Below are 10,559 nucleotides of genomic sequence, written 5' to 3' on the forward strand. Positions count from 1 at the left end.
ATGGGGAGGTGTAAGCGATGAGTTTTAAAGCCATCGATTTACAGTTCGCCGTACACAAAAACGACGAGGCCGGGATAAAGCAAAACCAACTGATGCAGAAACCGCGGCACGATGAAGTCGTGCTTGAGCAGCATGCTTTGCTGGAGACGGATCACGATCGTCATCGCAGCGCCAAGCTGGAGGAAAGCGCACGCCCGGATCTCAAAGACAAGCATGAGCAGAAGCGCGCTCCGCAAGAGCGCAAGGCTCGCGGCGCCGCCTCCGGGCAAACGGCCGCTGTGCCAGAGGACGGCGTGCGCGTTCCCGTACATCCCTATAAAGGGCATCATATTGATTTGTCTCTTTAATTTTTTTGAACAACCGCTGAAAAGAAAAAGGTGAAACTCATGGCAATGCCGCCATTTGTATACGTTATTTTGCTCGGTCTGGTCTTGGTCGTCTACGCGCGGTTTCTTCCAAAAACCGTTTCAACCGGAGCGGGGAAGGCGAAATCGGCCGTTCAGGAGATCGAGGAAACAATCGAACATTTCGCGGCGGAAATGGATGAACAAAATCAGGCCATGCTCGATCTCTTTACGAAAACGAAACATGACTACGAAGTGGAGCTCGCCAAACTGGCGGGGCGCTTGGAGTCGTTGGAGCGCCAAAAAATCGAGCTTTCGCGCGAACTGACCAAGCAATCTTCAGCTGAGCTTGGAGCTGATCGTACCACGATGGCGGAGACGGCCGTTTCCATCAGCCCGCAAGAAGTACAGGAAGCGCATGCGGCAGCGGAAAGTTATGCAGCAGCCGATCAAGCGGCGCAGCCCGATCCAGAGCCACCATACACAGGGTTAAGCATGAGAACGCGCTATATGGAGCTATTTGCTTTGCATGACCAAGGCAAAAGCGTTGAGGCCATCGCCAAAAAGCTGAATATGAATAAAGGCGAAGTCAATTTGATCCTCCAACTCTCCAGACAGGAGGAGCGTACGCATGTTTAAGAATCGTTTATTCGTTTCAGGTCTCGGCATCGGCGTCATCGTTGGGGCGATTTTGCTGGAAATTATGCTTGTTCGTCCTAGCGCGGCGCCGAATACCAACCCCTCCGGCACGATTTCGTTGGAGGAGATGGACCCGCAGAAGCTTAAGCAGGAAGCCTCTAAATATTTTCAAGTCTACGATTTGAATGTGAAAATGTTTACGCAAGCCGAGCTTGACGCAGCTGTGCAGAAGAAAGTCAAAGAAGAGGGAGACAAAGCGGCAGCCGCACCGAAAACGGAACAACAGACGGCCAAAGCGCCGCCGCAGAAAATTGTAATTTACGTTCAACCTAATCTTGATGCGACGGCCGTCGCCGATTTGCTCGTTCAATCCGGCGTCATTGCGGATCGCAACGCGTTTGCAGCGGAGCTTGCCAAACAGGGGGGCAATTACAAGATTCAGGTCGGCTTCCACGCCTTCGAGGGCGTGCAGGATATGGCCGGAATCGTGGCCAATTTGTTGACGCAGCCGCCGAAATAAGTCGGGCTAAAAGATCTTCTTCGAAAGATCTTTTTTTGTTGAAACGGCCAAATTTCGATAGGGAGAAAAAGTTGCAACCGATTTTCAGTTGTGGTATATTTATTCACGGTGTTAAAAACTCACGCCCGTCAATTTGCATAATGGTGCTTACATATGTAGGTTTTATGCAAAGATGCGAGGGGCGGCGGATGCCAAATAAACCATTTTGAGGAGGGATTGGGGATGGCAGTAATCTCCATGAAACAGCTTTTAGAAGCTGGCGTACATTTCGGTCACCAAACACGTCGTTGGAACCCGAAAATGGACAAGTACATTTTCACTGAAAGAAACGGTATCTACATCATCGACTTACAAAAAACGGTTAAAAAAGTTGAAGAAGCTTACAACTTCGTTAAATCCGTTGCTGAAGAGAACGGTACACTGCTTTTCGTAGGTACTAAGAAACAAGCGCAAGATTCCGTTGCTGAAGAAGCAGAACGTTGCGGTATGTACTTCATCAACCAACGTTGGTTGGGTGGTACACTGACAAACTTCGCTACAATTCAAAAACGTATCGACCGTTTGAAAACTCTTGAAAGATGGGAAGAAGACGGCACGTTCCAAGTTCTTCCTAAGAAAGAAGTTATCATTCTCCGCAAAGAGAAAGAACGTCTTGAGAAATTCTTGGGCGGCATCAAGAACATGAAAGGCCTGCCTAGCGCACTTTTCATTATCGACCCTCGTAAAGAGCGTATTGCTGTCGCAGAAGCTCGCAAATTGGGTATCCCAATCGTTGGTATCGTTGATACAAACTGCGATCCGGACGAAATCGATTATGTGATTCCAGGTAACGATGATGCAATCCGCGCTGTGAAATTGCTGACAGCGAAAATTGCTGACGCGGTTATCGAAGCACACCAAGGCGAGCAAACAACAGCTTAATCCATATGAATGTGAAAAGGGTGGTTGGAAGGTGTAACAGCCTGTCACCACCCTTTTTTTGGAATAACAATGGCGTTACATATTATTTAATCCAATTAGGAGGTTTCTTTTCCATGGCAATTACAGCTGCACAAGTAAAAGAACTACGTGAAAAAACAGGCGCGGGGATGCTCGATTGCAAAAAAGCGCTTGAAGAAGCAAACGGTGATATCGCAAGAGCGTCTGAAATTCTTCGTGAGAAAGGTCTTTCCGCAGCGGCAAACAAAGCTGGCCGTATCGCAACGGAAGGCGCTGTTGAGTCTTACATCCACGCTGGCGGTAAAGTTGGCGTTCTGGTTGAAATCAACTGTGAAACAGACTTCGTAGGTAAAACAGACCAATTCAAATCGTTCTGCCGCGACATCGCGATGCACATTGCAGCAGCAAGCCCAATCTACGTTCGCCGCGATGAAGTACCAGGTGAGGCTTTAGAAAAAGAAAAAGAAATCCTTCGCGCTCAAGCATTGAACGAAGGCAAGCCTGAGAAAATCGTTGAAAAAATGGTTGAAGGCCGTATCGGCAAATACTACGAAGAGTACTGCTTGATGGAGCAATCCTTCGTGAAAGACCCAGACAAAACGATCGAGCAACTGCTGAACGAAAAAATCGCAACGATCGGCGAGAACATCTCCATCCGTCGTTTCGTACGTTTTGCACTCGGTGAAGGCCTTGAGAAGAAACAAGAAAACTTTGCGGAAGAAGTTATGTCCCAAGTGAAACTATAATAAGCAGCGACAAAAAGTTGGAACACTTGGTGTTCCTTCTTTTTTAGCCCTTTACTTGATCGGTTTGCAAGGAAACGGAGGTTATACAAGTTGGGTCAACCTTTTTACAAAAGAATTGTACTGAAATTGAGTGGGGAAGCTTTGGCGGGACAGCAAGGGTACGGCATTGATTCCGAAATTATTACCTCCATTGCTCAGCAAGTGAAAGATGTAGTAGAATTAAATGTTGAAGTGGCTGTTGTTGTTGGCGGCGGCAACATTTGGCGCGGCATTGCCGGCAGCGAAAAAGGGATGGATCGTGCAACCGCGGATTATATGGGCATGCTTGCTACAGTGATGAACTCTTTGGCGCTTCAGGATGCGCTTGAGAATATCGGCGTACCGACACGTGTTCAGTCTTCGATTACGATGCAGCAAGTGGCTGAGCCGTATATTCGCAGAAGAGCGATGCGTCATCTGGAGAAGGGAAGAGTCGTGATTTTCGCGGCTGGTACGGGCAATCCTTACTTCTCGACAGATACGACCGCCGCGCTTCGAGCAGCAGAGATTGAGGCTGAAGTTATCTTGATGGCCAAAAACAAGGTTGACGGTGTATACTCCGCTGATCCGTTCAAGGATCCGACAGCAAAAAAATTCGAAACGCTGACTTACATGGAAGTCATTAGCAATAACCTTGGCGTTATGGACTCAACGGCTTCTTCCCTCTGTATGGACAACAACATCCCGCTAGTGGTGTTTAATATTACGGAAAAAGGCAACATCAAACGCGTTGTTCTTGGTGAGAAAATCGGTACGACTGTTAAAGGGAGTGTATAATCGATGCCGCAATCAGTGAAAAAGAACGCAGAAGACCGGATGGAGAAAGCAATCGGCGCGCTCAAGAGAGATCTGCTGACGCTTCGTGCCGGACGCGCTACGCCGTCGCTGCTAGATCGTATTCAAGTCGAATATTATGGTGCAATGACCCCGGTCAATCAGCTTGCGAACTTGACGACACCGGATTCCCGTACGCTGCTTATCCAGCCTTGGGACAAGAGCTCGATGTCTTCGATTGAAAAAGCGATCATGAAATCGGATCTTGGTTTAACGCCTTCCAACGATGGTTCCGTGATTCGAATCGTCATCCCGGCTTTGACGGAAGAGCGTCGCGCTGAACTCGTGAAAATGACGAAGAAATTCGGCGAAGAAGCGAAAGTTGCGATCCGCAACATTCGCCGCGACGCGAACGATGACATCAAGAAGCTCGAGAAATCCGGAATTTCGGAGGATGAATCCCGTAAACATCAAGAGGACATCCAGAAATTCACCGACAAATTCGTAGCCGAGGTCGAGAAAGTGCTGGCAGCGAAAGAGAAGGAAATTATGGAAGTTTAGCGATAGATATGCGCCCCCGGGTAGTAATCACTGGGGGCTTTTCATCTTTCCCGAGTTGGGAGGAACAACAGTGCTTAAGCTATTCAAAAATTGGTTCGGTAACAACCGCAAGCCTGCTCGTTTATCCCTGCCGGAGATTGAGCTGGATAAAGTCCCGGCGCATGTGGCGATCATTATGGATGGCAACGGACGGTGGGCGCAGCAAAGAGGCTTGCCTCGCGTTGCAGGACACCATTCCGGGATGAAAAATGTGAAAAAAATAACGATGGCTGCTAACGACATCGGCGTTAAAGTGCTGACCTTGTATGCATTTTCCACGGAAAATTGGAAGCGTCCGAAGGAAGAAGTGGAGTTTCTCATGAAGCTTCCACAAGAGTTTTTTCCTTTGGAGATTGAAGAGTTGATCCAAAACAACGTGCGGATTCGGATGACCGGATGGAAAGAAGGGCTGCCCGACTACACGCTGAATGCAATTGAAGATGCGATTGAACGGACGAAGCATAATTCAGGGTTGATTTTGAATTTTGCTTTGAATTATGGCGGCCGCNNATTTGATTCAAGACGTCCAGGTAGGAAAGCTTAATCCTGATGAACTGAGCGAAACGCAAATTTCATCCTATATGCTAACGGCGGATCTGCCGGATCCCGATCTCCTGATCCGAACCTCCGGAGAGCTGCGACTCAGCAACTTTTTGCTGTGGCAGCTGGCATACTCCGAGCTTTGGTTCACGGACGCATACTGGCCTGAATTTACGGAAGACTTGTTCTATCAAGCAATTGCGGAGTATCAGCGCCGCGGCAGAAGATACGGCGGAGTTTAAAGCTTAGATGTATCTAGGGGGATTCACCTTGAAACAGAGATTAATTACCGGTATTATCGCCGGAATTGTATTCCTTACCTTGCTCGTATTAGGCGGATACTGGTACGCAGGGCTGATTGTGTTGGTGTCTATTATCGGTTATCGCGAATACTTGCAAATGAACGGGTACATGCCTTACAAACTGACAGCGGGCATCGGACTCATTGCTTTGCTTATTTTAACGATTCCTTGGGAACAAGATCAGTTCGGCGGTTCGTTTCCTCTCTCGACTACTGCTGTTATCTGGCTCGGCATGTTCCTGCTTCTTTTTATTACCGTCGCCTCGAAGAATAAAATCACGATTGATCAAGTCTCGGTTATTTTGCTTGGCGTCGTTTACATTGGTCTTGGTTTCAATTACATGATCGCGGCTAGGCTCGGAGACCACGGCCTGTTCTGGACGTTCTTGATTTTCGTTTGTATTTGGGCTTCCGATTCAGGCGCATATTTTGTTGGCTCCAAGCTTGGGAAAACGCCGTTATGGCCGCAGATCAGCCCTAAAAAATCCGTTGAAGGCGCCATTGGCGGCATCGTTATTTCCGTGATCGCAGCGATTATTTTTGCTATTGCCTCCCCGGAACTATTGAGCATTCCGCAGGCGCTTCTTTTAGGTCTCGTCATCGCGGTTGTGGGCCAAGTGGGAGACCTCATCCAATCGGCTTATAAACGGGTCAAAGGGATTAAAGATACGGGCACGTTGCTCCCTGGTCATGGCGGTGTGCTGGATCGCATGGACAGTTGGCTGATCGTGTTTCCTTTTGTTTATTTGCTTGGCTTAATTCCGCAATAATGATTACCTGTGGGGTGTGCAAATCATGAAGAAAATAGCCATACTCGGCTCCACCGGATCGATCGGTACGCAGACGCTCGATATTGTGGCGCACGCGCCAGAACAGTTCCAAGTAACCGCCATTTCCGGCGGTTTTAACAGCGAACTGATCATTGAGCAAGCGCAGCGGTTTCGTCCGCAGCTTGTATCCGTGGCAACGAAGGAGCTGGCCGACCGGATTGCACAACATGTGCCTACGGGCACTCGTGTGATTCACGGCGAGGAGGGCTTAATGGCGGTCGCGACGGAAAGCGGCGCGGACATCCTTGTGACTGCGCTGGTAGGCAGCCAAGGCCTGAAGCCAACGCTGGCTGCGATTGAAGCAGGCAAGCATATTGGGCTTGCCAACAAAGAAACGCTCGTCAGCGCCGGTCACATCGTGACGGAGGCGGCAAAACGCAAAGGCGTTGCGCTTTTGCCGGTGGATAGCGAGCATTCTGCGATTTTTCAATGCTTGAACGGCGAGAAGCCTTCGCAAATCGAGCGCATTACGTTGACCGCGTCAGGCGGCTCATTCCGGGATCGCACACGCGCTGAGCTCAAAGGCGTGACGGTCAAGGAAGCGCTGAATCACCCGAATTGGTCCATGGGCGCCAAAATCACAATCGATTCCGCGACGATGGTCAACAAAGGGCTAGAAGTGATTGAGGCGCATTGGCTTTTCGGTTTGGATTATGATCACATTGACGTTATCCTTCATCCCGAAAGCGTGATCCATTCCTACGTCGAGTTCATCGATCATAGCGTCATCGCTCAGCTTGGCAATCCGGATATGCGGATTCCAATCTCCTACGCGCTGACGTATCCTGATCGGATTCCGACACCGACGACGCGTTTGGATTTGGCGGCCATCGGCAAGCTTAACTTCCGCGAGATGGATTACGAACGGTTTCCGTGCCTGCGCATGGCGTTCGAAAGCGGCAGGCAGGGCGGCACGACACCGACCGTGTACAACGCGGCCAACGAGGTTGCGGTTGCTCGCTTTTTGAAAGGCGAAATCACGTTCCTCCAAATCGAATCCATTATCGAAGCAACACTTCAAAAGCATGAATTTTATCCAAATCCTCCAATTGAACTCATTCATGAACAAGATCAATGGGCGAGACAGGTTGCGGCTGCGATGACGTTTTAAATGGAACGGGCGCTAGCTAATAACGTCTAATTCGTCCTCCTGGCTCGTATACTGATCTGAGTGCGCATAGCTTGTATTCCGCGGTTCAATAGTGGTAATCTAAGAATACGCTCTCCTTTCTACATAGGACAGTTTCTAAGACAACCCGAAGGGGGAAATACGACTTGTCGGCTATTGAAGTTGCGTTAAAGGTGATTTTGCTGTTTTTCGTCCTTGTGACGATTCATGAATGGGGCCATTTTTACTTTGCCAAGCGGGCGGGCATTTTGGTACGCGAGTTTGCCATCGGATTTGGACCGAAAATTTTCTCATATAAAAAAGGCGAGACCCGCTATACGCTGCGCATCTTGCCGATCGGCGGCTTTGTGCGAATGGCAGGGGAGGATCCTGAAATCGTTCAGATTAATCCCGGTCAGACAATTGCCGTTAAGGTGAACAAGCAGAATCAAGTCACGCACCTGTACCTCGATCAATTAGACCGCCGTTCCAACGTCATCCTGGGTGTTGTTGAATCGATCGATTTGGAACGCGCGCTCCGCGTAGCTCTTGATGTTGATGGAGAGAATGCGGCATTTGCTGTGGATCCGCAAGCACTGATGGTGACCAAGGGGACCGAGACGCAGATTGCGCCGTATGATCGTCAATTTGGCTCCAAGCCGGTGGGCAAGCGTGCGCTAGCCATTGTGATGGGGCCTGTGATGAACTTTGTACTGGCCATCGTGCTGTTCCTCATCGTTGTCATCATGTCCGGCGTGTTCACGAATGTGAAGTTGGATACGGTTCAGGCTGGCAAAGCTGGTGAAAAAGCTGGATTGCACAAAGGCGATGTGATCATTTCCATCAATAATCAGGTGATTGGTGACGACCGCGAGAAACTCGTGACGGCGATTCAATCCTCTGCCGGCAAAACGATGACTTGGGTCGTCGATCGTGCGGGGGCGCCTTTAACGCTGCAAGTGACTCCTGAACTCGAAGCGGGAACAGGCAAATTAGGTGTCGTCATCAGTGGGGATCGCCGCAATGCAACATTTAAAGAAGTGATGACCGGTACATATGACCAGGTCGTAGGAACAACCATTAGCATAGTGACCGGCTTGCAGAAGCTTGTTATGCTGCAGTTCAAGCTCGACGATCTCGGCGGACCGGTACGAACGGCGCAAGTGTCGGCGGAGTTTGCTAAGATGGGGATTACGTACTTGATTTCTTGGGCGGCTACACTAAGTCTCTACTTGGGGATCTTCAATTTGCTGCCAATTCCGGCACTGGATGGAAGCCGCCTGCTCTTCATGGGGCTGGAGGCGCTTCGCGGTAAGCCAATCGATCCGAACCGCGAAAGTCTGGTTCACTTTGTCGGTTTCGCGCTGCTCATGCTGCTGATGGTGGCTGTCACCTACAATGATATTTTACGATTAATCAAAGGGTAGTCCAAGAATCGTGGGAGGATTTATGTCGAACGATAAACAATTTGTCCGAGAAATTACACCGCAGGGAGAAGACTTCTCCCGCTGGTATATTGATGTTATCAAGAAAGCGGATCTGATGAGCTACTCGCCGGTTCGCGGCTGCATCGTGTTCAAACCGGACGGCTTTGAAATCTGGGAGAACATTCAGCGCGAGTTGGATAGCATGTTCAAAGCGACGGGACACCGCAATGCGTACTTCCCGCTGTTTATTCCGGAGAGCTTTTTCCAGAAAGAAAAAGAGCACGTCGAAGGCTTTAACCCTGAATTGCCATGGGTAACGGAAGCCGGAGGAGAGAAACTGGAAGAGCGCCTTGCAATTCGTCCGACGTCGGAGACGATGATCGGCCACATGTACGCCGAGTGGATCAACTCCTACCGGGATCTTCCTTTGCTGATTAACCAATGGGCAAACGTAGTTCGTTGGGAAAAGCGCACGCTGCCGTTCCTGCGTACAACCGAGTTCCTCTGGCAGGAAGGTCATACCGCTCACGAAGACGAGCAGGATGCACGCCGCGAAACGATGCAAATGTTGGAAGTGTACCGCCAATTTGCTGAAGAGTTCCTTGCGATTCCGGTGATCGTCGGCCAGAAGACGCCTTCCGAGAAGTTCGCTGGCGCAGTAGATACTTTCTCCATCGAAGCAATGATGAAGGACGGGAAAGCGGTGCAAGCCGGTACATCCCACTACCTGGGCACCAATTTCGCAGTTGCGTTTGATATCAAATTCCTTGACCGTGAAAATCAGCATCAATTCGCGCATACGACGTCTTGGGGCGTAAGCACCCGTCTGATCGGCGCGTTGATCATGGTGCACGGGGATGACCGCGGTCTTGTGCTGCCGCCGAAGGTTGCACCGACGCAAGTCATCATGATTCCAATTGGACCTCCAAAAACACGTGAACAAGTCATCGGACGTGTGGACGAGTTATTTGCTGAGCTGAAAAAAGCCGGAGTTCGCGTCAAAGTAGATGACCGCGCCGATCAAAGCCCGGGCTGGAAGTTCAACGAATACGAAATGCGCGGCGTTCCGATTCGCGTTGAGCTTGGACCTCGCGACATGGAGAATGGACAAGTCGTTCTCGTTTCCCGCGTGAGCGGTGAGAAGAAGGTCGTTCAGCAGGCGAATTTTGTAGAAGAAGTGCAAAATCTGCTTGCCGAGATTCACCAGCAGATGTATGATAAAGCGAAGCAATTCCGCGATGAACATTACATTGCGGTCGATACGGTCGACGAGTTCAAGTCGTTCCTCGAGACGAAGCGCGGTTTCGCGTTAGCCGGCTGGTGCGGCTCGGATGCGTGTGAAGCGCAAGTGAAGGAAGAGACAGGGGCGACAAGCCGCAATATCCCTTTCGAACCATCCGAAACGAAGTCGACATGTCTCATTTGCGGGGAAGCCGCGAAGCACACGGTTGTTTTTGGCCGTAGTTATTAAGTTTCAAATCCAGGGCACTTGGAGTCTAGGCTCCATTGCCCTTCGTATTTTTTATGGGGAGGCTGTTCATGAGTAATCTGGCTGATAAACGGAATCGCTTTGAGCTTTTGATGCAGCAAGCCGAGATTCCAGGCGATATGGTGCGGACCTATTTTATGGACGGTTATATCGATCAAGTAGAAATCAGTCGTAAGAATCGGGACTGGACGTTTTATTTGGTGAAGGAAGAACTCGTCCCACAACCGATTTACCGTTCGTTCTGCAAAATGATTCAAGAGAAG

Annotated in this window: 13 protein-coding genes and 1 pseudogene; all 14 read left to right on the forward strand. The window is 49.8% G+C overall.

Translation table 11 applies throughout. From position 1 onward, the window contains the following. Nucleotides 1-17 precede the first annotated feature (17 nt). Nucleotides 18-347: a hypothetical protein gene (locus EJQ19_RS30620; RefSeq protein ID WP_126145003.1), complete on the forward strand. Its 330-nt coding sequence runs from the start codon at nucleotides 18-20 to the stop codon at nucleotides 345-347. Nucleotides 348-386: 39 nt separating this feature from the next. Continuing rightward, the gene (locus tag EJQ19_RS30625; RefSeq protein WP_126145004.1) at nucleotides 387-983 is read left to right on the forward strand and encodes a DUF6115 domain-containing protein; all 597 of its coding nucleotides are present in this window, start codon (nucleotides 387-389) and stop codon (nucleotides 981-983) included. Further along, the gene (locus tag EJQ19_RS30630; RefSeq protein WP_126145005.1) at nucleotides 976-1,503 is read left to right on the forward strand and encodes a hypothetical protein; all 528 of its coding nucleotides are present in this window, start codon (nucleotides 976-978) and stop codon (nucleotides 1,501-1,503) included. The genes EJQ19_RS30625 and EJQ19_RS30630 overlap by 8 nt, the downstream gene beginning before the upstream one ends. A gap of 222 nt (nucleotides 1,504-1,725) precedes the next feature. Beyond that, nucleotides 1,726-2,424, forward strand: a complete 699-nt coding sequence (gene rpsB / locus EJQ19_RS30635) for a 30S ribosomal protein S2 (RefSeq protein WP_126145006.1) — start codon at nucleotides 1,726-1,728, stop codon at nucleotides 2,422-2,424. 113 nt (nucleotides 2,425-2,537) lie between these two features. Continuing rightward, nucleotides 2,538-3,188 carry a translation elongation factor Ts gene (gene tsf / locus EJQ19_RS30640; protein WP_126145007.1) on the forward strand — a complete coding sequence of 217 codons (651 nt, stop codon included), beginning with the start codon at nucleotides 2,538-2,540 and terminating at the stop codon, nucleotides 3,186-3,188. Between the two features lie 90 nt (nucleotides 3,189-3,278). Further along, entirely contained in the window at nucleotides 3,279-4,004 is a 726-nt protein-coding gene (pyrH, locus tag EJQ19_RS30645) for a UMP kinase (RefSeq protein WP_126145008.1), read from the forward strand. 3 nt (nucleotides 4,005-4,007) lie between these two features. Continuing rightward, the gene (gene frr, locus EJQ19_RS30650; protein ID WP_126145009.1) at nucleotides 4,008-4,562 is read left to right on the forward strand and encodes a ribosome recycling factor; all 555 of its coding nucleotides are present in this window, start codon (nucleotides 4,008-4,010) and stop codon (nucleotides 4,560-4,562) included. A 70-nt stretch (nucleotides 4,563-4,632) separates the two neighbouring features. Further along, the coding region (gene uppS / locus EJQ19_RS32725; RefSeq protein ID WP_420901710.1) for a polyprenyl diphosphate synthase at nucleotides 4,633-5,109 on the forward strand (477 nt) is incomplete at its 3' end. A gap of 2 nt (nucleotides 5,110-5,111) precedes the next feature. After that, nucleotides 5,112-5,383, forward strand: a pseudogene (locus tag EJQ19_RS32730) (undecaprenyl diphosphate synthase family protein); the annotation flags it as partial. Nucleotides 5,384-5,411: 28 nt separating this feature from the next. Further along, nucleotides 5,412-6,212, forward strand: a complete 801-nt coding sequence (locus EJQ19_RS30660; protein ID WP_126145010.1) for a phosphatidate cytidylyltransferase — start codon at nucleotides 5,412-5,414, stop codon at nucleotides 6,210-6,212. 25 nt (nucleotides 6,213-6,237) lie between these two features. Continuing rightward, nucleotides 6,238-7,383, forward strand: coding sequence for a 1-deoxy-D-xylulose-5-phosphate reductoisomerase (locus tag EJQ19_RS30665; protein WP_126145011.1), 1,146 nt, complete (start codon nucleotides 6,238-6,240; stop codon nucleotides 7,381-7,383). Between the two features lie 164 nt (nucleotides 7,384-7,547). Continuing rightward, nucleotides 7,548-8,807 carry an RIP metalloprotease RseP gene (gene rseP / locus EJQ19_RS30670; RefSeq protein WP_126145012.1) on the forward strand — a complete coding sequence of 420 codons (1,260 nt, stop codon included), beginning with the start codon at nucleotides 7,548-7,550 and terminating at the stop codon, nucleotides 8,805-8,807. A 22-nt stretch (nucleotides 8,808-8,829) separates the two neighbouring features. Continuing rightward, complete coding sequence (proS, locus tag EJQ19_RS30675; protein WP_126145013.1) at nucleotides 8,830-10,278, forward strand: proline--tRNA ligase; 1,449 nt, start codon at nucleotides 8,830-8,832, stop codon at nucleotides 10,276-10,278. A 68-nt stretch (nucleotides 10,279-10,346) separates the two neighbouring features. Beyond that, nucleotides 10,347-10,559 (forward strand): PolC-type DNA polymerase III N-terminal domain-containing protein (locus EJQ19_RS30680; RefSeq protein WP_164716837.1); only part of this gene is annotated, 213 nt, incomplete at its 3' end.

Origin of the sequence: Paenibacillus whitsoniae (assembly GCF_003955665.1) — a bacterium.
Taxonomy (GTDB): Bacteria; Bacillota; Bacilli; order Paenibacillales; family NBRC-103111; genus Paenibacillus_E; species Paenibacillus_E whitsoniae.

Coding starts and splice junctions, on each gene's coding strand:
- EJQ19_RS30620 (WP_126145003.1), top strand. CDS start 18: ATGAGTTTTAAAGCCATCGATTTACAGTTCGCCGTACACAAAAACGAC.
- EJQ19_RS30625 (WP_126145004.1), top strand. CDS start 387: ATGGCAATGCCGCCATTTGTATACGTTATTTTGCTCGGTCTGGTCTTG.
- EJQ19_RS30630 (WP_126145005.1), top strand. CDS start 976: ATGTTTAAGAATCGTTTATTCGTTTCAGGTCTCGGCATCGGCGTCATC.
- rpsB (WP_126145006.1), top strand. CDS start 1,726: ATGGCAGTAATCTCCATGAAACAGCTTTTAGAAGCTGGCGTACATTTC.
- tsf (WP_126145007.1), top strand. CDS start 2,538: ATGGCAATTACAGCTGCACAAGTAAAAGAACTACGTGAAAAAACAGGC.
- frr (WP_126145009.1), top strand. CDS start 4,008: ATGCCGCAATCAGTGAAAAAGAACGCAGAAGACCGGATGGAGAAAGCA.
- EJQ19_RS30665 (WP_126145011.1), top strand. CDS start 6,238: ATGAAGAAAATAGCCATACTCGGCTCCACCGGATCGATCGGTACGCAG.
- proS (WP_126145013.1), top strand. CDS start 8,830: ATGTCGAACGATAAACAATTTGTCCGAGAAATTACACCGCAGGGAGAA.